We start from the raw sequence: 24,701 nt of genomic DNA on the forward strand, positions 1-24,701 counted from the left end.
GCGTCCCGCCCGTCCAAAAAAGACGGGGGGGACGCCCATCCCACGTTCAAGAGTGGAAGTTATTTAATTCTCATTCCTTAATACAAGTCTTGATTAACTTGTTTGTAGTAAGGACTTCAGTCCTTTTTTTGCCAACTCATCACTAAGGACTAAAGTCCTTACTACAAACCTATTCCACTTTTCCAAAAAGTCAAGTAAACTGAATATTTGCAGTAAAATAATGTCAGCTATTAGCTCAATTACACGCGCCATCATCAAAGCATACTTAGAAGTTTTCATCGAAAATCTTGTCAATGAATACAGAGGACGGCTAATACCGAAACTTGATATTCCAGCAGCATATTTATCATGCAAATCCTCTAAAGGTCAACTGAAACCGTTTCAGGCTGCTATTATGCCCTCAGAATTGCTGCGGATTAACGAGTTTGAAAGAGGTTTCAGCAGCAGCTTGGGCACAACTTATGAAGAATGTGCAAAACTCATTGCTTTGGAACATCACCAAGAAGCAAGCAGAAGCTATGAACTTTCTGGAGAAGTTAGCATAGAGGCTGTCAATGAAATTGAGCGTCAGATAGCGCTATTCGAGCAGTCAGCAGACAAGAATGCAACTAAACCTGGTTTTGAAGAAATGATAGAAGCTGTTCTTGTGGCTCAAAAAACGAACCATTTAGTTAGGCGATCGGTCAAAGCAGATTTGTACGTGCTATCCCGTGACGGGAGGAAATTTTTATTTGAAATTAAAGGGTCAAAACCCAACAAAGGACAATGCTTGGAGGTAATTCAACGCCTGCTGAGATATCATTTACTGTGCGGAGAGTCTCGCCCCGATGCTCAATCTTATTATGCTATGGCTTACAATCCTTACGGGCCAAATCGTTCAGATTATAAATGGTCAGTGGCAAGGAAGTACACGCCCTTTGAGCAAGCTGTCATTATGGGACATGAGTTTTGGAATATTATAGGGGGAGAGACTGCCTATGAAGAACTTTTGGATATATATCAAGAAGTTGGGCGGGAGAAGGGTAAGCATATGCTTGATGCTCTTGCTTTTGGATTTTAGTAAAGTATGAGTTTCTTCAGCTTTCTCTTTTCAGTTAACTAATATATAAAAGAGTTGAGGAGAAATAAAAGTGTCAGAGCAACTTCATGAATTATTAGCATTTGTTTTAGAAAAAGAAGTAGGACTGCCGGCCAGAAAGTCTCAATCTTTAGCCGGTCACTTTGCGGAGTTAGAAGAATTTATTAACTTAGAAGCAGAAACACTTAGAAACGGCATCAGCAGCATATCGGGCAAAAGAGCGCTGAGATTTACTCCCGATGAGATTGAACGCATTTTAGCATTTATATCTTCAGGCCAACTGTCGCTGCAACTTACTATCGCTGAAAATTTTTTAGCCAGCATTTGTCGAGATTTTACTGGGCGACAGCTAGTTATGGTTGAAAATCTGACTTTAGGGAAAATTCATCCCAACCCATTTTTAATTAGGGCGTTAAATCTGGACACTCCCGAAGAAGTTGTCAGGCTCAATGTTTATATGACTGCTACTAGGTCTATTGTCACTTCAATGGGATTGTTTATTCAAAAACTATTGATATCTTGCTCTGAAAGTGCAGAAATTGCACCGGAAGAGTCTGGATGGGACGCAATTAAAACTACCAGTGATGGCGAGAAATGCTGGATACAGGTAAAAAGCGGCCCGAATGATATGGATAAAGACCAGATAGTATATTGGGCTGCCAAAATTGAGGAAAAAATTCAGGAGGGCGATCGCGCTTATATTGGTATAGCTTACGGTAAAAGAACTAATAAAACTGTAACACTTGGTTTGCTGAAGCAAATTTTGCCCAATTCGGAAATGATCACTTTAATAGGTCGAGAACTGTGGGATTTTGTCAGTGAAGATACTCGCTATACTGTGAATCTGTTTGAAGTTTTGCGTCAGTCGGCTAGTCAAGTTTTAGCACAAAGTTCTATTGATGAAGCTATAGAAATGTGTAGCGATCGACTAATCGCTGAATTTATCGGAAAGTACGGCGAGGGAAGTCAAGGTGTTTTTAACTATATAGCAGATATATTTTGATTTACAAGTTTGTAGTAGCGCCCAAACGCTACTGCAAACCCCGAACTACAAAACTCCTTTAGAACTCGGAATCCCACTGGCGCGCCGCGGATCGATTTCTACCGCCATCCGCAGAGCTCGCGCAAATGCTTTAAATGCCGCTTCCACAATGTGATGAGAATTCCCGCCCTGCAACTGTCGAATGTGCAGTGTCATTTGAGTGTGGTTCACCACCGCCGAAAAAAACTCTCTCACTAATTCAGTATCGTAAGTGCCGATCCGCTGGTTGGGAATTTCCAAGCTGTAACTTAAGTGAGGGCGTCCCGAAAAGTCTAGCACTACTTCAATTAAAGCTTCATCCAAAGGTGCGATGAAATGCCCGAAGCGAGAAATGCCCGATCGATCCCCGACAGCTTTTGCTAGCGCTTGGCCTAAAGTAATTCCCACATCTTCGTTCGTGTGGTGGTCGTCAATCTCCAAATCCCCGATCGCCTGCACGTCCAAATCGATCAATCCGTGAGAAGCAATCTGATGCAACATATGGTCTAAAAACGGAATCCCCGTAGACGCCTTGCAAGTTCCCACACCGTCGAGATTGAGGCTAGCAGTGACATCCGTTTCCAGTGTCGTGCGTTTCACTAAGGCGGCCCTAGCTGGTTGAACTGAACTTGCAGGAGGAAGAGAAGGGCGATCGATTATTTCCATAATTCGCAATTGGTCATTCATTAGTAATTAATTAGTAATTTGGGATTAGCACTCTTCCAGCAGACAGTTGAAATCGAACAGGGGACAGTTTTTTCGAGAGTCTAAAAACCTCGCTGCGTCGCCCGCAAGCGTTGTCGAAGGGTCAACTATCAACTGTCAAAAAACCTCACGCTTCACTGTCAACTGTCAACTGTCAACTGTCAACTGTTTGCAAGCTGTTACATTCCCATGATTTCGTAACCGGCATCGACATACAAAACTTGACCCGTAATCCCGCTAGCGAGATTGCTGCACAGAAAAGCCGCAGCATTTCCCACTTCCTGCTGAGTCACCGTCCGCCGCAGCGGGGCCACTTCCTCAACGTGGTGGATCATGTCCAGAATACCGCCAACTGCTGACGAAGCCAGAGTCCGAATCGGGCCCGAAGAAATCGCATTTACCCGAATATTTAACGGGCCCAGTTCAGCCGCCAGATAACGAACATTCATTTCCAAAGCTGCTTTAGCAATTCCCATCACATTATAATTAGGAACTACCCGGACGCCGCCCAAGTAAGTCAGGGTCACAATACTGCCACCCTCGGCCATCAGCGGTTTAGCAGCAGCACAAAGCCGCACCAGCGAATAAGCGCTAATATCCAAAGCATTGGAGAAACCTTGGCGCGAAGTGTTGGTGAAGTCCCCCGAAAGTTCGTCCTTGCCGGCAAAAGCCAGACAGTGAATCAGGACATCTAACTTGCCCCACTTGTCGGCGATGGTTTGAAAAGTAGACTCAATTTCGCTCTCGTCTTGGACATTGCAGGGCAAATACAGACTGGGATTGAGCGGTTCCACCAGTTCAGCGACTTTACGCTCGTGCTTGCCTTTCTCGTCCTTCAAATAAGTTATGCCGAGGTTGGCCCCAGCTTTGTGGAGCTGCTGAGCGATGCCCCAGGCGATCGAGCGATTGTTGGCAATGCCCGTAACAAGAGCATTTTTTCCGGTCAAATCTATCATCTGTAGTTTATCTAAAAGCAACTTGCACCGTTCTCGTTGGCTATATCTGACAACCCCGCCAGTTTAGACACAACTGATTCAGATTTAACTGATTCAGACACAATTGAGACACAATTGATATTAATTTTGCTGTGGAGCTAGATGGGGGCGGAATTGAAAAAGTTAAGAGAAGGGCTAGATTTAATCATACAGTGCGTGTTTACCTTAACATTAGATGGAAGTAACAGAATCCCTAGATATTGGAGGTTGGGCAGTATATTTACTCAATAAGGTTAATCGGCAAGTTATAAAGTATTGATTAGTACAAAGGATCTAGTCGTGACGCATGATAGACCGCTAGCAGCCGTGTTCCGCCAAATCAGCGGCGGAGCGTTTCCACCCATTGTGGAAACCTTTGAACGGGGCAAGACAATTTTTTTCCCTGGAGACCCGGCTGAGCGCGTCTACGTTCTCATTAGAGGTGCTGTGAAGCTCTCCAGGGTCTACGAAGCAGGGGAAGAAATTACAGTCGCCCTCCTGCGCGAAAATAGCGTATTTGGGGTGCTGTCTCTGATTACGGGACACCGATCGGACAGGTTTTACCACGCGGTAGCCTTTACGCCGGTGGAATTGATCTCGCTGCCGATCGAACAAGTCGAGAAAGCGCTTAAGGAAGACCCGGAATTATCGATGGTGATGCTGCGGGGACTGTCGTCTCGGATTTTGCAAACCGAGATGATGATCGAAACGCTGGCCCACCGAGATATGGGATCGAGACTCGTCAGCTTTTTGCTGATTCTGTGCCGGGATTTTGGCGTGCCCGGTACAGAGGGGATTACGATAGATTTGAAGCTGTCCCACCAAGCGATCGCCGAAGCGATCGGCTCGACGCGGGTAACGGTGACTCGTTTGCTCGGCGATCTCAGGCAAGAAACCATGATCTCGATCCACAAGAAAAAGATCACAGTCCACAACCCGGTGGCCCTAAGCCAGCAATTCACTTGATGCCGAGAAAGTATAGGATTTTGGATTTTGGATTTTAGATTCAATCCAAAATCCAAAATCCAAAATCTAAAATCGGAATGACTGCTGGATACATCCTGGTATTTGTAATTTTAGTGTTGGGGGGTGTGATCGCCACTGTCAGCGATCGCCTTGGGACGAAAGTCGGCAAGGCAAGATTGAGTTTATTCAAACTTCGCCCCCGCGATACTGCTGTTGTTGTGACAGTGATGGCCGGCAGCATCCTGTCAGCACTTACTCTGGGCATTTTGTTTGCTACTAGCAAGCCGCTGCGAACGGGAGTTTTTAGAATAGACGAGATTCAAAAAAGGCTCAACAACGCCCGCAGAGAAATCAACCAGGCCACTCAAGAAAAAAATCGAGTTGAAAGTGAATTAGCTCAAGCCAGAGCCGCTCAAGCGCAAGCTAGAGCCAATTTAGAGCAAATTAATCAATCCCTCCAAGCCGCTAATGCTGAGCAAGCTCGGACGCAAACAAAATTAAACTCGCTGCGGGCCCAGCTCAACAGCGTGCAAGCAGCCAAGTCTAAAACTGAAGAGCAGTTAAGTCAGGTAGAAGCGGCTAAATCTAAGACAGAAGAACAGCTCAGCAGCGTGGAAGCAGCTAAATCCCGCACCGAAGAACAATTGAAACTGGTGGAAACGATTCGATCGACTACACAAGCTCAGCTCGATCGCACCGAGAACCAATTGAAAACAGTTTCTGGTCAAAAAACGACTTTAGGAGCGGAAATCGCCCAACTGCAAGAGGAACGCCAACAGTTAATCGAGCAGGTAAAAACTCAAATTGCCCAGCGCGATCGAGAAATTGCCAAGCGAGAGAGAGAAATTGCCAGACGAGACGCAGAAATTGTCGATCGCAACGAACTAATTGCCCAGCGAGACAAGGAAATTGCTCAGCGGGTGCAAAATCTGGCCGAGCGCGATCGAACCATTATCGAGCGCGACAAAGTAATTGCCGAGAGGGAAGCACTCCTAGAAACCTTGGCACAGCAACAAGCTCAACTCGAACAGCAACAAACTGTCTTGCAGCAGCAAGTGCAAATTTTGGAACGCGATTTTCAGGCAATCCGCGAGGGTACAGTTGCCATCAGGCGCGGTCAAATTTTAGCTGCTGGCGTGGTTCGCATTATTGAACCCGGTATGGCGAGTCGCGCGATCGATCGACTTTTGCAAGAAGCAAATAAAACCACCGTCGGACTGATGCAGCCGGAAAATAAGAAGGTTAGAGACCAGGTTATTCAAATTACTAAAGCAGAAATCGATCAACTAATTAGTCAGATTAAAGACGGTCAAGACTACGTGGTGCGAATTGTTGCCGGCGCTAATTACCTGCGGGAAGAAAAGCTAATTAAGGTATTTGCAGAAGCAGAAATCAATCGAGTTGTGTTCCGCGCTGGAGATGTGATTGCAGGGGTTGCTGTCGATCCGGTGACTTTGACTGACGAACAGGTGCGGCAGCAGTTGCTGCAATTGATAGAAGCTTGTCAATTTCGCGCTCGCCTGATCGGCGTTGTCGGCGGTAGAGTTCAAGTGGCCGACAGTCAGATTGAAACTTTAGCTGGTTTTATCGAGCGATTGCAGCAGTACGAGAAACCGCTGGACGTTCAAGCGATCGCCACAGATGTCACTTACATCGCCGGCCCGCTTAAAATAGATTTAGTGGCTCTTGAAAACGGAGTCGTTGTTTTCCGCACCGGACAACAAACACAAGGCCAAGGAGATTTGAAAGTTAAAAAATAAATTTGGTAATTAATAATGGGTAACAGGCTATGATTTTAGGTTTCGATCCAGGTAAAGACAAATGCGGCATAGCTGTAATGGGTAGAGATAAGAAGGTCTGCTACCATCAAGTTGTGCTGTCGGAAGCAGCGATATCTACTATTCAATCTTTGTGCGAACAGTTTCCCATTGAGTTATTGGTACTCGGAGATCAAACGACTTCTAAGAGTTGGAAACAAAAATTGACGCAGAGTTTGTCGCCTGCGCTCAAAATTGTTCAGGTTGACGAGAGGTACAGCAGCTTAGAAGCGAGGGAACGCTACTGGCAAATGTACCCTCCGACGGGACTTTCGCGCTTGATTCCCGAGGGAATGCGGACGCCACCGAAGCCAGTGGACGATATTGTGGCGATCGTCCTGATTGAGAGGTATTTGAATAAAAGTTAGTCAATTTTATAACCGTTACCACTGATTCTCTTTGATTATTAAGGAATCAATATATTTTTGCTGGTATTTAATTTTCACTTTTTAAATAAAATACACCCTAAATTTAGAGGAGCGATCGTTGAATCACAATTAGTGCTACTTGATAACAGCTTCGGTCAAGATTACCTTACCATTCTGCCGGACTTGCAGGCGTTGGGGGTTAATCGAATAGATAATATTGCCGTTAGTCGCTTCATAACTTCCGTCGTCACCTGTCGTTACTTGCATGACATTGATTTGACTGCCATTTATTTTACTGAGGCCGCGGTAAAAAATATCGCCTTCCTGGGTTTTGCAAATGTATATAGAAAAGTTGGGCGTTGCGAAAAATTGCACCATTTCGGCCCTCGGACATCCCTCAACTTGAGCAATTTGCAGCGGTGGATTATTGCCCAAAGTGTTGGGTGCGATCGCCCCAAATTTGGCAATCGGTTGATTTAGTGCAGTTGCTTTTGCTGAGGCTGTCAAAAAGCAGATCGCACTAATGCCTGCCATAACTAGAACTACTCCTTTAATGCCCTTAACTCTATCTTTATCAAACATCTTGTCACTCCTGGTTTTAACTATATAATTACATCTTAAGCTATCTTTGCTGGATATTAATAATATTTAATATCAGAGGTGAAAGGTGCATGAATACGGTACACTGTCCGTTTAAGTAAGGTGCGAACTGTGCACCCTACGCCAGTGAAAATACATAAGTATGTCAATGCGATCGAAGGAAAGCAATCTCTTGCATTTATGACATTTTTAAGATTTTATGACTTGTTCACGCTGAGCTGAGAAACCGGATTTCTTCATATAGCGGTTCTCAAAAAAGTGAGGTATGCCCACGGAGGCCACGGAGGCCACGGAGGCCACGGAGGCCACGGAGGCCACGGAGGCCACGGAGGCCAGTCGTACCTCATCTTTCTGAGAAAGGCTATATATTTCTCGTTACTAAACCTTTGATTTTCATTGAAACCGGGTTTCTCGCCTCCCATGCGATCGCGAACTGACTCAGTTACACAGTAATTGTTTATGGGCGCTTAGCTATTTAGTGAATAATAAAAAGGGAAACAGAAGATACATTTTTCCTCCCATTTCCCATTTTTTAAATAACCGTCGTCCTGACTGCGAACCTGGTAATTAATTAACTGCTGCCAACTGTTTATCTTTGATTTCCACAGGTGCGGTTAATGCCTCTTCCAAAGCCGCACAGCCGAGTTTTTCCTCCAGAATTGCCATCACTTCGCGACCGAAATCATTGGAATTTCGCTGCCAAGCTTCTAAACAAATTTGCCCGAAAAACGAACCCAAAGGTTCGGGATTCCACAGCAACTTGCGCGCTGTCCAAGGCATCAAACTCATGGGATCGTAACCAGGTTGCAGAATCTCCTTTTTAAAGGCGTATTCTTCCAAAATTGTGTGTGGCTGCAACCCGATAAAGAAAATCGCGGGTTCTACTTTATCGGCTCCGAAAATTCGCTCTAATTCTCGGTGATAAGCAATAGTTTGCCGGATAGTTTCAAAGGTTTCGTCAATGACGTTAAACGAGTAATTAACGGAAACCACATCGTTGTAACCGGCGGCTTTTAAATCGCGACAATTTTCCAAAACTACTCGCAAGTTGTAGCCCATCCGCATTTTGCGAACCAGTTCCTGGGAACCGCTGGTGATGCCGATTTCAAAGTAATTCATCCCCGTTTTTACCATCAAATCGCACAATTCGGGTGTGAGATTGTCCGCACGGATGTAAGCCGCCCAGTGTATGTCAGTCATGCCGGCGGCGATGATTTTTTGCAATAATTCAACTGCATCGTCGATGAATTTGCGTGCTGGGATAAATTGAGCGTCGGTAAACCAGAAATTGCGGATACCTCGATCGTACAATTGCCGAATCTCCGCCACCACCTCATCCGCCGGATTGATCCGCACTTGTTTCCCTTCAATCACGGTATAAATGCAGTAACAGCAATTATGAGGACAGCCGCGCTTGGTTTGGACTCCGACGTAGAAGTCCATATCCTGTAGATAATAGGAAAACTCCGGCCAAATCGTTTCGATGTAATTGTAATCGCAAGCACTTTTCTCGATGTTGGCTGGTTTTTCGTGAATTAGCTTCGCGCGCGGCACAGTTTCCCCCACCACATAACACCTTTCCTCGGCCAAATCTTCGCCCTTAATCAACTTCTCCAGCAAAGCTTCGCCTTCCCCCACCGAAACCACAGTTCCCGTGGGCAAACTGCGGCCCAACTGCTCGTAAAACACGCTCACAGCACCGCCGCCGACTACTGCACGAGCTTCGGGGCGGTATTTCCGGGCCCGCTTCAATCCGCGCTTAATCAGTCCCAAATTGCGCCAGAGTTCGGTGTAGTAAGACGCGGCTAAACGCAGTCCTCCGAGTGCTCCCCGGAACTTGATCAGCGGATTTTTGGCGTAGTAAAACTCGAAGGCATTTTGCAACGGGTTGCCGCCCCTGCCGCCGACGGGCGCGTAAATTTGAATGTCGCGCCAAGAGAAAACCAGCAGAGTCGGCTTAAACTCGTCTATGCTGGCATCTAAAGCTTTAGCGAAATCCAGGGGGGGTACGGCACCTAAATCGAAAATGCGCTGTTCGACATCGGGAAACAGCTTGTGTACGTGATCCGAAAGATACACAACTCCGATCGGGAAAATCGGATTGCAAGGGAGGCGAACGTACAGGACTCGGTTTTCTCGGTTTTCCATGATTGCCATATCCTAAAGTGGAACTTTTTCAGCTATGTTAATATTCTTTTAATATAACTTTACAATATGTCTAATTTTCGCAATTTGACATTAAATATTCTTAAATTTTTTTAAACTGGCTAAAAGCCGAGCTTGTTGGTGTCGATCGGCGAGAGCAGCAGAAAAAAGCTAATTTTTAAGTCAATACAGCGTATTTTGAATGAAAATCCCAGCTAGGAGTCAAAAAGCAGATATTTATCCGGTTAGATTTTAATTTAAGTTCGATCGGTCTCTCATGTATTAGGGAGTTGGTAGTCGGCTTTACAGTAGGCGGGATCACCTAGTGTTAGCCTGAGAAGATAACTAAAACTTTTAGGTAAGGCTCCCTCAGCAGTTATGGCTCAAATTCTTGACCCCGTACCCTCAGACACCGACAGCAAGATTCTGTGCTGCTACGTCAACGCCACCAGTCAGATTCAGATTGCTCGCATCGCCAACATTCCTAACTGGTACTTTGAACGAGTGGTGTTTCCCGGACAGCGCTTAGTGTTTGAAGCGATGCCGGCCGCAGCATTGGAAATTCACACCGGGATGATGGCTAGTGCAATTTTGTCGGATAAAATTCCTTGCGATCGCTTGCAGATTAACGAAGGCCCCTATTCAAAGGTCAATCCTAGCAGATCCCCAGAGGCAGTTCAGGGCGATCGAACAGCAATAGCCGGCCGCCCCAAATCCCGAGAAATCTCAGAACCTTTGACTGTACCGGCACTAACGGCCGTTGATTAATTGAAGTTGTGAGTTTTGAGTTATAAATTGTCAGTTAATTGATAACTCCGCGCTCAAAATTCCAACTTCAGCAAAGCGTTAAAAACTCAACACTTAAGAATCAAAGTTTGTGAAATGAATTTTAGATCAAAACTCCCGATTGCAAAGATTGTCCAGTTTTTCCTATTTCCCTGAGTTTTGTTGGTGGCCCCGGAAGCTGTGCAAAAATATCATTAAACAGCTTCTAGAATTTCAGCCATGTCAGCACAACCTATTGCCTCTTCCCCATCTTCGGCCCCAGTATTTGAGCCGGCGGTATTCCGGCTTTCTCCCCTGATTAGAATCACGCTGTTGAGCTTGTACGCAGCCCTGACAATTCCCTTGCCCTTTTTGTCGGAAGTAACGAAAGCAGCCGTTCCTCCCGCCGCACTCTGGGCGGGAATTGTTGTCGGCGCTGTGGGCCTGTACGGCGTGCTCAGTGAAAGGGTAATTTTGAGCGAGGAAGGGATTGAAGTCACATATCCCAACTGGTTTCCGCGTTTTTTTCGCAAGGGTTGGTCGCTACCTTGGACTGAGGTAAAAGCTCTCAAACCTCGATCGACCGGTCAAGGAGGTTTAGTTTACTATTTTTTGAGTCATTCGGGTGAAGGTTATTTGTTGCCAATGCGAGTGGCTGGATTTGGTAAATTAGTCGGTTTGGTGGAAGCAAAAACAGGTATTGATACTAGAGATGTTCGCCCTTTGTCGCAGCCTTGGATGTATCTTATTTTGCTGGGATGTACGCTGCTGTTGCTGTTGGTAGATGCGTGGACTATTGTTACGGCGATCAGGCTTAAAGGCAATCTGTAATATTATGTCCGGTACACCGTTATAAAGTTGGTAGTGAGGACTGAAGTCCTCATAAAACTTGCTCGGACTGAAGTCCTAACTAAGCTGTACTGCATTTAGTTTTTACCTTTGGGGCGGGCTAGAAGGCTACCCCAAAAGAGTTCCCATAGACATACAGCATATTCCATGTAGATGTAGAGCCCGAGAAACCGGGTTTATTGAACAGAATCAGTAACGATGCGAGAACTGTAAAGAAACCCGGTTTCTGGGGTGTACTTCATAAAGCTGGAATACGCTGTAAAATACCTCTTATTGACTGTTATTAGAAATCAAGGACAGTTTTTCTGATTTTATAAGATCGATTTCTAATGTTTTTGATTCAGACTAGACTTATTTTTACGTTGCGTCCAAGACTGAAAAGCTAGTGACGTGCCAGAAGAACTCAAAAATTCTTTTTTGTTTGTGGTGAACATTATTGTTTAATTTTGTTTCTAGCGAACTTTTTGGGAGACAATTTGGCGAATATTATTAAGTTTTTATAAAAAAACTTACCACTAAAAGTAATTGGTATAAGATAAACATCATTAAATTTTAGGGGATTCGACTTTCCTAAAAGAACCTTTCCAGCAAAAACTAATTTTATATTAGAATTAGTTTTGGTTTACCATGTATCTTTTTCATTAAATTCACGATGTGATGTGAATGTAAATAGTTATTAACGCATTTAATCTCATTGCTGAATAGCTCGACTAAAAGCTGGCAAATGTAGCGTGAATCTATCTAGCAATTCCCAGCAAGTATAAGCGTTACAGCTTAGCTATGAATTCCTCTTAAATACTTTTAGTGAGAACATAGAGAATGAGTACCCAAAAGTCATTGTTTATACCTCGGCGTCAAGTAATTCGTGGGATTTTATCTACTACAGCGTTTGCAGTCACCTCGCGCCTTTGGACTGGATGTACTCCTGCTAAAGAGGTTCAAGCAAACTCGGCTGGAAAAGATAAGCCAATTGTGATGGGATTTATTTATGTTGGCCCCAAAGATGACTACGGCTACAATCAAGCCCAAGCCGAAGGGAACGCTGGGGTTTCAAAATTAGCCTGGGTAAAAACCGTAGAGGAAGCAAATGTTCCTGAAACTACATCGGTACAAGAAACGATGAGGAACATGATTGAACAGGATGGGGCAACGGTTCTGTTCCCTACGTCCTTCGGGTACTTTGACCCGCATATTCTGAAACTGGCAAAGGATTACCCGGAGGTACAATTCTTTCACTGCGGTGGACTTTATCAGGAAGGTAAACATCCAAATAACGTTGGCAGCTATTTTGGCTACATAGATGAGGGTGAGTACATAGCAGGCATTGTTGCTGCCCACGCTTCCAAAACCGGAAAATTAGGATTTATTGCTGCTAAACCCATACCGCAAGTATTACGCAATATCAATAGCTTTACATTAGGGGCACGTAGCATTAAGCCAGACGTTACAACTCAAGTGATTTTTACAGGAGATTGGTCTTTGCCTGTTAAAGAAGCTGATGCTGCAAATAGTATGGCTGACCAGGGTGTTGATGTAATTACCTGTCACGTAGATAGCCCCAAAGTGGTGATAGAAACCGCTGAGAAACGAGGCATTTTCTGTACTGGCTACCATGCGAGTCAAGCCCAACTTGCGCCCAAAGGATATTTAACAGGTGCCGAGTGGGACTGGACGAATGTCTATTCTAAGTATGCTGAAATGCTTAATGCTGGTAAGACGCTAATGAACGGAGGCATTCCCCATTTAGTACGTGGTGGTTTGAAGGATGGTTTTTTGAAGCTGTCGCCCTACGGTAGCGCCGTAACGGCCGAAGCGCAAAAGGATGCTGATGCTGCTAAGAGTAAGTTTCTTGATGGCAGTATGGTCATTTATAAGGGGGAAATAAAAGATAACACCGGGAAAGTTGTGATTGCTGAAGGTAAGGATTACAAGCAGCAAGACGCAGAACTAGAAAAGATGAATTGGCTGGCATCAGGCGTCATCGGTAAAGTTACGAGTTAATTAGGATCGCGAATTAAATAATTTACACTCTTGAAAGTGGGGAGTAGGGGTTGGGCTTATAGCCCGCCCTTTCTGGACGGGCGGGACGCCCATCCCACAAGAACCATCACGCATTGTAAGTTATTTAATTCTCATTCCTAAGAAAGTATTTCACGCCCGTCGGCAACTGCTATACAAGCAAGTTTTTCATTCAACACTCATCATTTTCTTAGTAATTCATATTGTATTCTGATGATGATTAACCGTCAAAACTGGCGTACAACTTTGGAAGCGGTTTGTATCCCGATCGCCGCCATCGTCTTCTCATTGGTATTGTTTGGAATATTTTGTGCGGCGGCTGGATCTAATCCCTTTGCTGTCTATGCCTCAATCTACAAAGCAGCATTTGGTAGTTGGCATTCATTCCAAAACACCCTGATCAGGGCTGCACCGTTGATGTTGAGTTCTCTGTGTACGGCTTTGCCTGCCCGTTTGGGGTTGATGATTATCGGCAACGAAGGCGCTTTAGTAGTTGGGGGTCTGGGGGCTGTCGCCGCTGGACTGGCTTTATCTTCTGCACCGCCGACGTTAGTGCAAATTGCAATGGCGCTGGCAGGAATTGTCTGTGGAGGTGTGTGGATTGGTGCAGTGGGAGCTTTGCGCTATTACCGGGCTGTGAATGAGACAATTAGCAGCTTGTTGTTGAACTATATTGCGATCGCCCTGCTGAATCATTTAGTCGGCGGCGTGATGCGTGACCCCAGCAGTGTCAATAAAATTTCTAGTTACCCGATTCCTGACGTGAATATGTTAGGAAATATTCCAGGAACCCGCGTTCACTACGGTCTAATTTATGGGTTGGTTGCTTGTGCGATCGCCTACTTCCTGATCCAACGTACTACCTTTGGCTTTGCAGCTAGAACCGCAGGAGGTAACATCCGTGCTGCTCGAATTGCCGGACTTCCTGTAGGCAAGTTGACAATGGCAATCTGTTTCCTAGCTGGCTCTTGTGCGGGTTTGGCTGGCATGGTGGAAGTCGCCGCCGTGCATGGTCGAGCTAACGAATCACTTAATGCTAACTATGGCTACAGCGGTATCTTAGTCGCATTCATTGCTCGACACAACCCTCTTGCTGCGACTATTGTGGCAATTCTGCTTGGCGGCATTCTTGCTAGTGGCGGCATCTTGCAACGAGCACATGGACTGCCCGATGCAACGGTTTTAGTGTTCCAAGGGTTGGTCTTTTTGGTAGTTCTGTATAGCGAATCGCTCTACGGACGTTTGCCATTTTTCAAAGAACAGTTAACCGATCGCCCTCAGCAGCCACCTTCTAGCGAGCAGCCATCAATAGCCACTGTCTAAGCAATACGTTAAGCCAAAATCTCAAATCGGAGGAATCCACAATGGCAGCAGAAGTATTAGGTTGGTGGGGAGTACCTTTAGGTATTTTAGCAGGAACTTTGCGGGGTAGCGCTCCATTTTTGTTCGTCAGTTTGGGCGAATGCCTGACTGAAAAAAGCGGCAAGATTAATTTGGGGTTAGAAGGGACACTGTTAACGGGTGCGATGAGTGCCTATGCTATTTCTTATCAGACTGGATCGCCTTGGTTAGGTGTTTTAGCCGCTGGTCTAGCGGGCATGGTACTAGGTTTTATCCACGCTTGGCTGTGCATACAACCAAAAGTAAACGACATTGCCGTAGGCATCGCCATGATTATTTTTGGTAGCGGCATTGCTTTCTTTTTTGGCAAACCTTTTATTCAACCAAGTGCCACCCAGTTGCCTAGTTTACCTCTGGGTGCTTGGAGTCATCTGCCTCCGGTGCAATCAGCGCTACAAATTTGTCCCCTATTTTTGTTAGGTGTAGCGATCGCCCCTCTAATGCAGTGGTTCTTTAAATCAACTCGCTGGGGGTTATTTATTCGTGCAGTTGGGGATAGTCCCGATGCTGCAAAAGCAATGGGAATCTCCATTAATAAAGTTCGTATGCTCTGCATTATCGCAGGCAGTTTCTTAGCTGGAATTGGTGGTGCTTATTTATCCCTTTACTATCCCGGTAGCTGGACAGAACGCATCTCTAGCGGTCAAGGACTAATGGCGGTAGCGCTGGTAATTTTCGCCCGTTGGAATCCAGTTCAGTGCTTATACGCCTCGTTGCTATTTGGGGGAGCACAGGCGATCGGCCCCGCTTTGCAATCAGTAGGGGTGGATTCCTATTACTACTTATTCAATGCTTCACCCTACATCCTGACGCTGGCGATCATGATTATTACTTGTTCGCCAAAACGAACTTTGACCGGCGCGCCTGGATCTTTAGGAACTAGCACGTAAAACAGGAATTTATCGCAAGGAAGAAAACATGGGACGTTTTGTAGAAGCTGAACCATATCCTTATCCTTACAATGGCGATTTGCGGCCAGAAAATACGGTGCTGCTGATAATTGATATGCAAATTGATTTCTGCGGCATTGGTGGATATGTTGACAAGATGGGCTACGACTTGTCACTGACTCGCGCTCCTATTGAGCCAATCAAGCAAGTCTTAGAAGTGGCACGGGCGAAGCACTTCCATATCATGCACACCCGCGAAGGACACCGCCCCGACTTAGCAGATTTACCAGAAAACAAGCAGTGGCGATCGCGCCAAATTAACGCCGGAATTGGCGATCCCGGCCCCTGCGGTAGAATTCTCGTTCGAGGTGAAGCAGGGTGGGAAATCATTCCAGAACTCGCGCCTTTGCCTGGTGAAGCGGTGATTGACAAGCCTGGAAAAGGCTCCTTCTATGCCACGGATTTAGATCTGCTACTGAAACGCAAAGGCATTCAAAATATTGTTTTGGCTGGCATTACAACCGATGTCTGCGTCCATACCACAATGCGAGATGCAAACGATCGCGGTTATGAATGTTTGCTCTTATCTGACTGTACGGGCGCAACAGATTATGGCAACCATTTGGCGGCACTTAAGATGATTCAGATGCAGGGAGGAGTGTTTGGAACTGTTGCTGATTCAGAAGCATTTATCAAAGCTTTAAGTGTTTAATTTTGAGGAAACAAAAAGTAAATACTTCAAGCATTGAAATGAATCCAGCCATCTAACTAAAGAATCAAATCTCATAAATAGCCGATAAACTGAAAACTTTACAGGAGATAAAAACATGACAGAAGTGAAAGACTCTCTAGCCAAAAACTCAGCACTAAATACTCAAAATTATCTAGACAGTCAAGACTCAAACTTCACAACTCAAAACTTTATTCAACCACCAGAACTAGAGGTGGTTAACATGACTAAGCGGTTTGGCACGATGACTGCACTTGATAACTTCTCAATGACGCTAAAACCAGGGACGTTTCATGCTTTGCTGGGCGAGAACGGAGCCGGCAAAAGTACCCTTGTTAAATGTGTGATGGGTTTCTATACTCCTACTTCAGGCCAAGTTTTGATTGATAAGCAGGAAACTGCGATCGCAAGCCCTCGCGATGCTCATAAGTACGGCATTGGCATGGTTTACCAGCACTTCACCTCTGTGCCTGCGATGACTGTAGCGGAAAATCTGGTTTTGTCCCGCTTTGATAGCCCTAATTTGATTAACTGGAAAGCAGAGTACGAGCAGTTAAAGGCTTTTATGAAAACTGCTCCTTTCCGAGTTCCTCTAGATACCCCGGTCTTTCAATTAGCTGCTGGGGAAAAACAAAAGCTAGAAATTCTTAAACAGATATATCTTCAGAGTCGGATCTTGATTCTGGATGAACCTACTTCGGTGCTGACTCCGCAGGAAGCGGATGAGGTTTTAGGTTTACTGCGCGCAGAAGTTACTGCCGGAAGATTAAGCGTCTTAATTATCAGCCACAAATTCCGGGAAGTGATGGCGTTTTGCGATAGCATCACGGTGCTGCGTAAAGGGAAGTTTGCAGGTCAGGGTTTGGTAAAGGATCTGACTGTCTCGGATATGTCTGAAATGATGATGGGTGAAAGGCGTGAGCCAACACAAGTTGAAAAGACAGCCCCGCCAACGACTATTCCTGTCCTTGAAGTTAAAGACCTTCATGCCAATAAAGACAACGGTATGGAGGTATTGACAGGAGTAAATCTCACAGTTCACAGCGGCGAAGTTGTTGGGATTGCAGGTATCTCTGGCAATGGTCAGCGGGAATTGGTGGAGGTGTTGGCTGGTCAGCGTTCTGCTACAAGTGGAGATGTGTTGGTCAATGGCGAAGTTTATACAGCAACACGAGCCGAGATGTTTAAACATCAGGTCTTCGCCCTACCAGAAGAACCCCTTCATAATGCTTGTGTGCCACACATGAGTGTGGCAGAAAATTTAGCGCTGCGGACGTTTGATCGCCCTCCCCAAGCTAAAGCAAGTATCTTACTCATCCTGAAAGAAATTAGGCAGGCGGCTAAGAGCTTAATTAATACTTTCAAAATTAAAACGCCTTCGCCAGATACGCCTATCGGCAATCTGTCGGGGGGAAATGTACAGCGCACAGTGTTAGCGCGGGAACTCTCTGCCGAACATATTAAGTTACTAATTGCCGCGAATCCTTGCTTTGGTCTTGATTTTGCTGCTGTGGAGTATATTCACGGTCAGATTATTGAGGCTCGCAACCGAGGTGTAGCTGTGTTATTGGTGAGCGAAGATTTAGATGAACTGCTGAAGTTGTCCGATCGGGTTTTGGTAATTAGTGGCGGGAATTTTACTTATGAAAGTACGATCGCAGATGCAGATTTTGTTCAGATAGGTAAGAGTATGGCAGGACACTAATCAATTTGGGAATACCTATGACTGAACTACTGAACCAAACTTTGCTCCTTAAGGATTTACCTAATATCGCGACGTGGCAGAATGAGTTGGCTTGGCAACCATTCCGTGATGGGGTGGAAATCTACCGACTTTATGGTGACAACGAAAGTGGATCGGCTGCGGCTCTATTGCGGTATCAGCCGGGAGCAAGTGTCCCAAGGCACACGCATACTGGTTTTGAACATATTTATGTACTAACTGGATCGCAAACTGACCAGAATGGCGAACACCAAGCCGGAACTTTTGTGATTAACCCGCCTAACAGTAATCACAGTGTTGTCAGCCAAGCTGGCTGCATAGTCCTAGTAATTTGGGAAAAACCTATATCAATATGGTCTTAATATCTGCCCAACCTTATGATTATGAACTGCCAGTCTCTGGCGGGGTGGCTTTGGTTATCATCGATATGCAGCGAGATTTTTTGGAGCTTGGGGGATTTGGTGAAGCTTTAGGCAATGATGTCAGCCAACTACAGGCGATCGTACCAACGGTAAAGCAGTTGTTAGAGGTATTTCGCGATCGCCATCTCCCTATTGTTCACACTATTGAAGGTCATCAACCTGACCTTTCTGATTGTCCTCCATCTAAGCAAAAGCGGGGTCAAAGTAAACTGAAAATTGGCGATCGAGGCCCGATGGGACGAATTTTAATTTTGGGTGAGCCGGGGAATTCAATTATCTCAGAATTGACACCTAGGCCTGATGAGATAGTAATTAATAAACCAGGTAAGGGCGCTTTTTATCACACTAATTTGGAATTAATTCTTCGTGAAAAAGCGATTACTCACCTAATTTTTACTGGAGTCACGACTGAGGTTTGCGTTCAAACAACTATGCGTGAGGCTAACGATCGGGGGTTTGAATGTTTACTTGTTGAGGATGCTACTGCCAGTTACTTTCCAGAGTTTAAACAGAGTGCGATCGATATGATTCGCGCCCAAGGCGGTATTATTGGTTGGACTGCAAAGGCTGAAGTAGTAATACAAGCTTTGGAAAAATCGCAGCCTTAAATTTAAAAACTGTTGGCTATCCCGGATGTTTGGGGTAAAAAGTAGTGGCTGATATATTTTTTCGGGACAATGAAGGCTGAAAACCTCGATGCAGCTAGCTGGGGGGGTGACAAAGAGGTCTATAAAGCTGAGAGGTTGTACTATTGTCAGTAACAGGCTTTCCGGCCTGTTCCACAAAGAAGAGAACTCTGGGTTTGGGGCGGTTTGTCACCCCTCCAGATGTGATATCAAATCCGGTAGCATCGTCCTGTATTCATCTCTGTATTCTCTCCCTCTGCGTTCTCTGCGCCCTCTGCGGTTAAATCATTCCGATACAACCGGAAACGATATGAAACATCTGATGAAACACGCGCAAAAATAATGAAAAACCCGGTTTCTTTAAGAAGCCGGGTTTTTACGTATTCTATTGTTTATTGAAGCTACTTAACTTCAGCCGATCGCCGACTGTTAGGTGATTCGTAGTAAACTCCAGAACCTGTATCGGAGACAAAATGACAATCCCAGTAAGAGCGAATAAAGCTCTTCCAAATTGGATCGGTTGACTTGCGATAATAATCGCCCAACACTGGTTTAATTGCTTCCGTTGCTTCCTTCAAGTGATAGTGGGGCATTGTCGAGAAAATGTGGTGGGCTACGTGAGTGCCGATATCGTGATGGATGGAATTGATGATTCCGTAGTCGCGATCGATCGTAGACAATGCACCTTTCAAGAAAGACCAATCATTACCGCGATACCAAGGAATATCGGCTTCTGTGTGGTGCAGGAATGTTACCAAATCCAGCCACATCACGAACACTACATAGGGAACCAAGTAGAACTTGAGTAAAAACAGCCAACCAAACTGATAGGTTAGCGCGCCTAAAAAGCCTACCATCAGTACCAAGGATGCGGAACTTGTCAACACATCCCATTTTTCGGACGGACGGAAAATCGGGCTACCGGGCATGAAGTGAGAACCTACCCGATCGGGCGATCGGCGAAATAGATAAATTGGATAGGCAAATAACATCAAATAAAAGCGTCCCAGCTTTTCGTACCAAGGCATTTGATTGTATTTGCTCTCCGATACCGGATACCAGCTTTCATCGTTATCTAAGCTGCCTGTATTTGCGTGGTGGGTTCTGTGACTAATCCGCCAACCGTGGAAGGGCACGAGAATTGGAGCGTGGGAGAGGTGTCCGATCAGGTTGTTGAGCCATTTGCTCTTAGAAAATGAACCGTGTCCGCAGTCGTGGCCCACTACAAACAATGCCCAAAACATGGTTCCTTGCATCAACCAAAAGATTGGATAAAAGAGCCAGGAATCGAGGGTGTAGGCGATCGCATACAAACCTGCGATGATGCCAATATCTAAAAAGAAATAAGCCAGAGATTTCCATGCCGAGGGCTCAAAACAGTGGGCTGGAATGGCTGCCTTGATATCTTGAAGAGTAAAAGGTAACTCTGCTGTACGAGAGGATGAGCCTTGATTGCTCGGCTGATTGAGAACAGTATTTGATTGCACGAAGTTTCCGATTTAAGCTGACTTGAGAAACCGCATTCCGCCTTCTTTTAACAGTCAATCGATTTTAGATTTTAGATTTTAGATTTTAGATTCACTCCACAGATGAATCTGGGGGCTTAACTAATATCTAAATTTTTTGGCTCTCCCCGACTCATGTGGGGGGCTTGTATCGCCTATGCAGGTGAGGTAACATTCAAACTGCAAGGAGCCATATTTTTTACTCTGCAAGGGTTTCTAAAGTTCTTTAGTTCGCATGAACAGCCCGTCCGCGATTCTCAAGCAAGTTGGCTTGTGGAATACTTGTGTGGGAAAATTTAGTGCGATCGACCCTGTTATCTGAAAAAATCTCATGTGCCCGTTGTTGGTGCGAAATGCGACTTCAATCTGAGAGTGTACATCTGGAGGAACTACCTCCAGTCTGCAGGTAGCATACAGCGTTTCGAGCAGGAATTGTGAACGAGAGTGTAAGGAAAAACCATCTATTTTAGATTGGCGATTTTAGATTCAAGCACAAATCTCAAATCTCCAATCTCAAATCTCCAATCCGAGGGTTGGGTTTCACACAAGTGATACCCAAGCGACTGTTCACTACAGTTCACCAATTCTGCAAGAATTGCTAAAGCTAAGTTAATGTAACATTTCTACACACATTCTGGCAATGACTTACCAGAAAAACTTGAAAATCCATAAATTGCGGAAAGTGACGGGCGATCACTTTCCCGCTTGTTGATTTTCTAGGTTCCAGCTTTTTCTAATATGAGCTTAGACCGTTTTACCATTTCTGGAACGTCGATCGGATAATCGCCGGTGAAACACGCCGAACAAAAACTCATCGGGTCTTCGTTAGTCGCCTTCAGCATTCCATCCCAACTCAAGAAAGCCAAAGAATCTACTCCAATTTGGGCGCCGATTTCTGCGACTGACTTAGTAGCAGCAATCAACTGATCTTGATTGTCGGTGTCGATCCCGTAGAAACACGGATGAGTCACCGGTGGCGAGGAAATTCTCATGTGAACTGCGGTTGCGCCAGCATCCCGCAAGGCTTTGACGATTTTGCGGCTGGTAGTACCGCGCACGATCGAATCATCGATAATAATTACCCGCTTTCCTTCCAACACATCTTTGAGAGGGTTGAGTTTCATGCGGATTCCTGACTCCCGCATTGTCTGAGTCGGTTGAATAAAAGTGCGCCCGACGTAGCGATTTTTAATCAATCCTTCGGCGTAAGGAATGCCGGAAGCTTGAGAAAAGCCGATCGCCGCCGGGATTCCAGAATCGGGAACGCCGATGACTATATCCGCATCAGCCGGAGATTCTGCAGCCAACAAACGCCCGATCCGCAGGCGGTAGCTGTACAAACTTTCACCTTCCATTTGGCTATCGGGGCGAGCAAAATAGATCATTTCAAAGATGCAAAGTTTGCGCTTCTGCTGCTGACTCCAGTGGAAGGAAGCCATACCTTCCTCTGTAATCCAAACTAATTCCCCCGGTTCTACGTCCCGCAAAAATTCAGCACCGATAATATCCAAGCCACAAGTTTCCGATGCTAAAACGTATCGTACCGGAGTTGTGGGGAGGATGCCAATTACCAGCGGGCGGACGCCCTGGGGGTCGCGGACTCCCATCACGCCTTTGGGGGTGGCGATCGTCAAACTAAAGGCTCCTTGGCACATAGCAAACGCACTGATCGCTGCTTCCAGCCAGTCTTTGCCCTTGTCTACCTCGGAACCGATCGCCACTGCGATCGCCTCTGAATCCGTCGTGCTGACAAACTCGCACTTCCGAGACAGCAATTCTTCCCGCAATTCTTTGGTATTGACAAGATTCCCGTTATGTGCTAATGCCAGACTTCCCAAACGAGTTTCGACAACCACAGGCTGAGCGTTGACCACGCGCGACGAGCCGGTAGTAGAGTAGCGAGTGTGCCCTACGGCTAAGTTACCGGGCAAGTGACCTAAACTCGATTCGTTGAAGACTTGGGAAACCAGTCCCATATCTTTGTGCAGGTGGACTTTTTCACCGTCAAAGGTGGCAATCCCTGCGGATTCCTGACCCCGGTGCTGCAAGGCATACAAACCGAAGTAGGTCAACTTGGCGACATCTTCACCCGGTGCGTAGATACCGAAAACGCCACAAGCTTCCTCGGGCTTGTCGGGTTTGCTAGAATGCTCGTCAGCCGCGAAGGAATGGTTGGGAATCATAGATGGGTGGGTTCCTAATGGGGAAGGTGGGTTAGGGGGACAGTTTCAGCGGGAAATCTTGTTTGCGAAAGCGTCGCATAACTTAACATTCCCTTAATCTTGCCACGGATCTGTCATTATTTCCAACTCGTGTAGCATTTCAGACAGAAGCGATGCGGCGTTTAATGGCATTGTAGTATCGATCGCCGCCAAATCCTATATTAACCTTGATTAATTGTGGGCGAGGGATTCGGCGAGAGATTCGGCGATTGAAAGAGACTGTTGGCTAATTCGCCGAGGGCGTTACCCCTCGCATCTGGAATGCAGCATTTGGGTTCGCTATTGGTAGTTAATAGCTATATGGTTAATTAAATATTTAGTCCTGAGCCACTATTTTTAGGGGTGAGGGGTGAAACCATTTTTAAATTCGCCAGCAGTCTCTTGAAATCGCTTAAGAGTCAAACTCTCGTCCCAACAGAGGGGAACGAAGAGACAGGCGATCGTGCAATGGCAAATAAATTATAAAATTGCTTCACGGGCTTTTTGAAATATTAGGATTTAACGGCGATCGAGCTTGACTTTTCTGTGAGATTGACATACTATATTATCATGGGAATCTGTGCGGTCATGTAAAGTCTATTTTGGGCGCGATCGAGTATTAAGTAATGTCGACAGGAGTTAACCGTGGGATGGAGATTTGGCAGCCTGAAAAATTTTCCTACTCTACAAAGTCAATCAGCTTCATCTCCTGACAAAACTTCCTCTAAATCTCTCGCTGCGTGCAGAATTCTCACTACCTCAATATAGTTATCAAAAGACAGATAAGTAGGTAGGCGGGAAAAAACCAATCTATGTAACAAAATATTAAGTTACCTAATTGGAGTTAAACTTAAGACGTTGCGTAGTGTAATTTCCCCTTTGTCCTCTAACTTCTACTCCATGAATTACGGCATAGGCTAGTTCTAATTCATCATCAAACATTTGTCCTGCTAACTCATCTTTCTTAATGTGTTGCCACTCCAATTCAATGGGGTTCATTTCCGAACAATACTTGGGCAAAAAGAAGATATATAAACCTTGCTTTTCCCAATGCGGCCATAACTCTTGGACTTCTTTGCATCGGTGTATTGGGCCATTGTCTTGTACGATTACTCTCGGTCGTCCAATTTCAGCAGCTTCCTGGGCTTCTCGTTCCATCATTTTGATATAAGCTTTTCGATCGACACCCCCAATTACTAAACCGTAGACAAAACTTATGTCAGGTTGAAGAAGTCCGATAATACTTAGTCTACGACCACGCCGTTTCGTTTGTTCTAACCGTTTTTGCTCACCTATTGGGTAATAAGTATAACCGGGCTCACTCCACATACAAAACCCTGATTCATCTAGATACTTTAAGTCAATTCCTCCCGCATCTGCCTCTAATTGCAACATATCTAAGTCAGATTGCTTCGTTTCTTGTACTATCGGGTCTTGTTTTTTTTTGTGACTTTTTCTCGCTCGTTTCCAAATAAACCTTTTTTTTTTAAGTATCCGTCTTAATCGATCGGCACTTAATTTAACAGAACGTTCTTTTTCTAATTTCTGGACTAATTGAAGACTGTTATATGTACGTGATTCGTTTTTGAGGCATTCTTTTAAAAACTCTATATCTTCCTCTTTCCACGTTTGCTTTGCCCCTCGACCAGGCAACTCCCAAAGCCCTTCCATGCCTAGATTAGACCATTTATGTAAAACCTCTCTCACTGTTTGTGGAGTCCAGTTAAAATGAGCAGCTATTTTTTCAACGTACCAGCCATGTGCATTTAATCTAATTACTTCTGCTCTATCTTTGACTTTTTGTGGTACAGCAGCAGTTCTCAGTTTTAATAGAGTTTTGTCTTGCTCTTGAGTCAGGAATACCCTTAATCTAGCGCCCATATATTGAGTTACCTC

21 protein-coding genes are annotated in these 24,701 nt (G+C 45.3%); 14 read left to right on the forward strand and 7 right to left on the reverse strand.

What is annotated here, in order from left to right; genetic code table 11:
• The first annotated feature begins 220 nt into the window (after positions 1–220).
• Together QUB10_RS15965 and QUB10_RS15970 are read left to right on the forward strand one after the other, a co-directional pair.
• Complete coding sequence (locus QUB10_RS15965) at positions 221–1,060, forward strand: TdeIII family type II restriction endonuclease (protein WP_333203524.1); 840 nt, start codon at positions 221–223, stop codon at positions 1,058–1,060.
• 70 nt (positions 1,061–1,130) lie between these two features.
• Complete coding sequence (locus QUB10_RS15970; RefSeq protein WP_333203526.1) at positions 1,131–2,081, forward strand: PmeII family type II restriction endonuclease; 951 nt, start codon at positions 1,131–1,133, stop codon at positions 2,079–2,081.
• A gap of 45 nt (positions 2,082–2,126) precedes the next feature.
• Here QUB10_RS15970 and hisB read toward each other — a convergent pair whose 3' ends face one another.
• A complete protein-coding gene (gene hisB, locus QUB10_RS15975; protein WP_333203640.1) occupies positions 2,127–2,765 on the reverse strand; it encodes an imidazoleglycerol-phosphate dehydratase HisB in 639 nt (212 codons plus the stop codon).
• 218 nt (positions 2,766–2,983) lie between these two features.
• Positions 2,984–3,760, reverse strand: a complete 777-nt coding sequence (gene fabI, locus QUB10_RS15980) for an enoyl-ACP reductase FabI (RefSeq protein ID WP_006634022.1) — start codon at positions 3,758–3,760, stop codon at positions 2,984–2,986.
• Positions 3,761–4,078: 318 nt separating this feature from the next.
• Between fabI and ntcA the strand changes: the two genes are divergently transcribed.
• The 3 genes from ntcA (at position 4,079) to QUB10_RS15995 (ending at position 6,929) form a co-directional block, all read left to right on the forward strand.
• Complete coding sequence (ntcA, locus tag QUB10_RS15985; protein ID WP_006634020.1) at positions 4,079–4,744, forward strand: global nitrogen regulator NtcA; 666 nt, start codon at positions 4,079–4,081, stop codon at positions 4,742–4,744.
• A gap of 77 nt (positions 4,745–4,821) precedes the next feature.
• On the forward strand, positions 4,822–6,504 hold the full coding sequence (locus QUB10_RS15990) for a DUF3084 domain-containing protein (protein WP_333203529.1): 1,683 nt from the start codon (positions 4,822–4,824) through the stop codon (positions 6,502–6,504).
• A gap of 29 nt (positions 6,505–6,533) precedes the next feature.
• A complete protein-coding gene (locus tag QUB10_RS15995) occupies positions 6,534–6,929 on the forward strand; it encodes a pre-16S rRNA-processing nuclease YqgF (RefSeq protein WP_333203531.1) in 396 nt (131 codons plus the stop codon).
• Positions 6,930–7,064: 135 nt separating this feature from the next.
• On the opposite strand, the gene QUB10_RS16000 is transcribed toward QUB10_RS15995, so the two are convergent.
• Positions 7,065–7,511, reverse strand: a complete 447-nt coding sequence (locus QUB10_RS16000; protein ID WP_333203533.1) for a hypothetical protein — start codon at positions 7,509–7,511, stop codon at positions 7,065–7,067.
• Between the two features lie 585 nt (positions 7,512–8,096).
• Complete coding sequence (locus QUB10_RS16005) at positions 8,097–9,677, reverse strand: photosystem II high light acclimation radical SAM protein (protein WP_333203535.1); 1,581 nt, start codon at positions 9,675–9,677, stop codon at positions 8,097–8,099.
• 375 nt (positions 9,678–10,052) lie between these two features.
• On the opposite strand from QUB10_RS16005, the gene QUB10_RS16010 reads away from it, so the two are divergent.
• The 9 genes from QUB10_RS16010 to QUB10_RS16050 all read left to right on the forward strand — a co-directional run bounded on the left by QUB10_RS16010 (position 10,053) and on the right by QUB10_RS16050 (position 19,081).
• Positions 10,053–10,442 (forward strand): DUF1830 domain-containing protein, encoded by a 390-nt coding sequence (locus tag QUB10_RS16010; RefSeq protein ID WP_333203537.1) that lies wholly within the window; start codon positions 10,053–10,055, stop codon positions 10,440–10,442.
• Positions 10,443–10,679: 237 nt separating this feature from the next.
• On the forward strand, positions 10,680–11,270 hold the full coding sequence (locus QUB10_RS16015) for a hypothetical protein (RefSeq protein WP_333203539.1): 591 nt from the start codon (positions 10,680–10,682) through the stop codon (positions 11,268–11,270).
• An 837-nt stretch (positions 11,271–12,107) separates the two neighbouring features.
• On the forward strand, positions 12,108–13,289 hold the full coding sequence (locus QUB10_RS16020; protein WP_333203541.1) for a BMP family ABC transporter substrate-binding protein: 1,182 nt from the start codon (positions 12,108–12,110) through the stop codon (positions 13,287–13,289).
• A 231-nt stretch (positions 13,290–13,520) separates the two neighbouring features.
• Positions 13,521–14,630: an ABC transporter permease gene (locus tag QUB10_RS16025; protein WP_333203542.1), complete on the forward strand. Its 1,110-nt coding sequence runs from the start codon at positions 13,521–13,523 to the stop codon at positions 14,628–14,630.
• A gap of 41 nt (positions 14,631–14,671) precedes the next feature.
• Positions 14,672–15,598: an ABC transporter permease gene (locus QUB10_RS16030; RefSeq protein WP_333203544.1), complete on the forward strand. Its 927-nt coding sequence runs from the start codon at positions 14,672–14,674 to the stop codon at positions 15,596–15,598.
• A 28-nt stretch (positions 15,599–15,626) separates the two neighbouring features.
• Positions 15,627–16,310 carry a biuret amidohydrolase gene (biuH, locus tag QUB10_RS16035; protein WP_333203546.1) on the forward strand — a complete coding sequence of 228 codons (684 nt, stop codon included), beginning with the start codon at positions 15,627–15,629 and terminating at the stop codon, positions 16,308–16,310.
• A gap of 115 nt (positions 16,311–16,425) precedes the next feature.
• A complete protein-coding gene (locus tag QUB10_RS16040) occupies positions 16,426–18,033 on the forward strand; it encodes an ABC transporter ATP-binding protein (protein WP_333203548.1) in 1,608 nt (535 codons plus the stop codon).
• Positions 18,034–18,050: 17 nt separating this feature from the next.
• Positions 18,051–18,413: a cupin domain-containing protein gene (locus tag QUB10_RS16045; protein ID WP_333203550.1), complete on the forward strand. Its 363-nt coding sequence runs from the start codon at positions 18,051–18,053 to the stop codon at positions 18,411–18,413.
• Entirely contained in the window at positions 18,404–19,081 is a 678-nt protein-coding gene (locus tag QUB10_RS16050; protein ID WP_333203552.1) for a cysteine hydrolase, read from the forward strand. The genes QUB10_RS16045 and QUB10_RS16050 overlap by 10 nt, the downstream gene beginning before the upstream one ends.
• 419 nt (positions 19,082–19,500) lie before the next feature.
• On the opposite strand, the gene QUB10_RS16055 is transcribed toward QUB10_RS16050, so the two are convergent.
• The 3 genes from QUB10_RS16055 to QUB10_RS16065 all read right to left on the reverse strand — a co-directional run bounded on the left by QUB10_RS16055 (position 19,501) and on the right by QUB10_RS16065 (position 24,686).
• Positions 19,501–20,586: a DUF3474 domain-containing protein gene (locus tag QUB10_RS16055; protein WP_333203554.1), complete on the reverse strand. Its 1,086-nt coding sequence runs from the start codon at positions 20,584–20,586 to the stop codon at positions 19,501–19,503.
• A gap of 734 nt (positions 20,587–21,320) precedes the next feature.
• Positions 21,321–22,787 (reverse strand): amidophosphoribosyltransferase, encoded by a 1,467-nt coding sequence (purF, locus tag QUB10_RS16060; RefSeq protein ID WP_333203556.1) that lies wholly within the window; start codon positions 22,785–22,787, stop codon positions 21,321–21,323.
• Between the two features lie 852 nt (positions 22,788–23,639).
• Entirely contained in the window at positions 23,640–24,686 is a 1,047-nt protein-coding gene (locus QUB10_RS16065) for an IS630 family transposase (RefSeq protein ID WP_333203558.1), read from the reverse strand.
• Positions 24,687–24,701: the final 15 nt, after the last annotated feature.

The organism is Microcoleus sp. B5-D4, from assembly GCF_036705145.1.
Taxonomy (GTDB): domain Bacteria; phylum Cyanobacteriota; class Cyanobacteriia; order Cyanobacteriales; family Microcoleaceae; genus Microcoleus.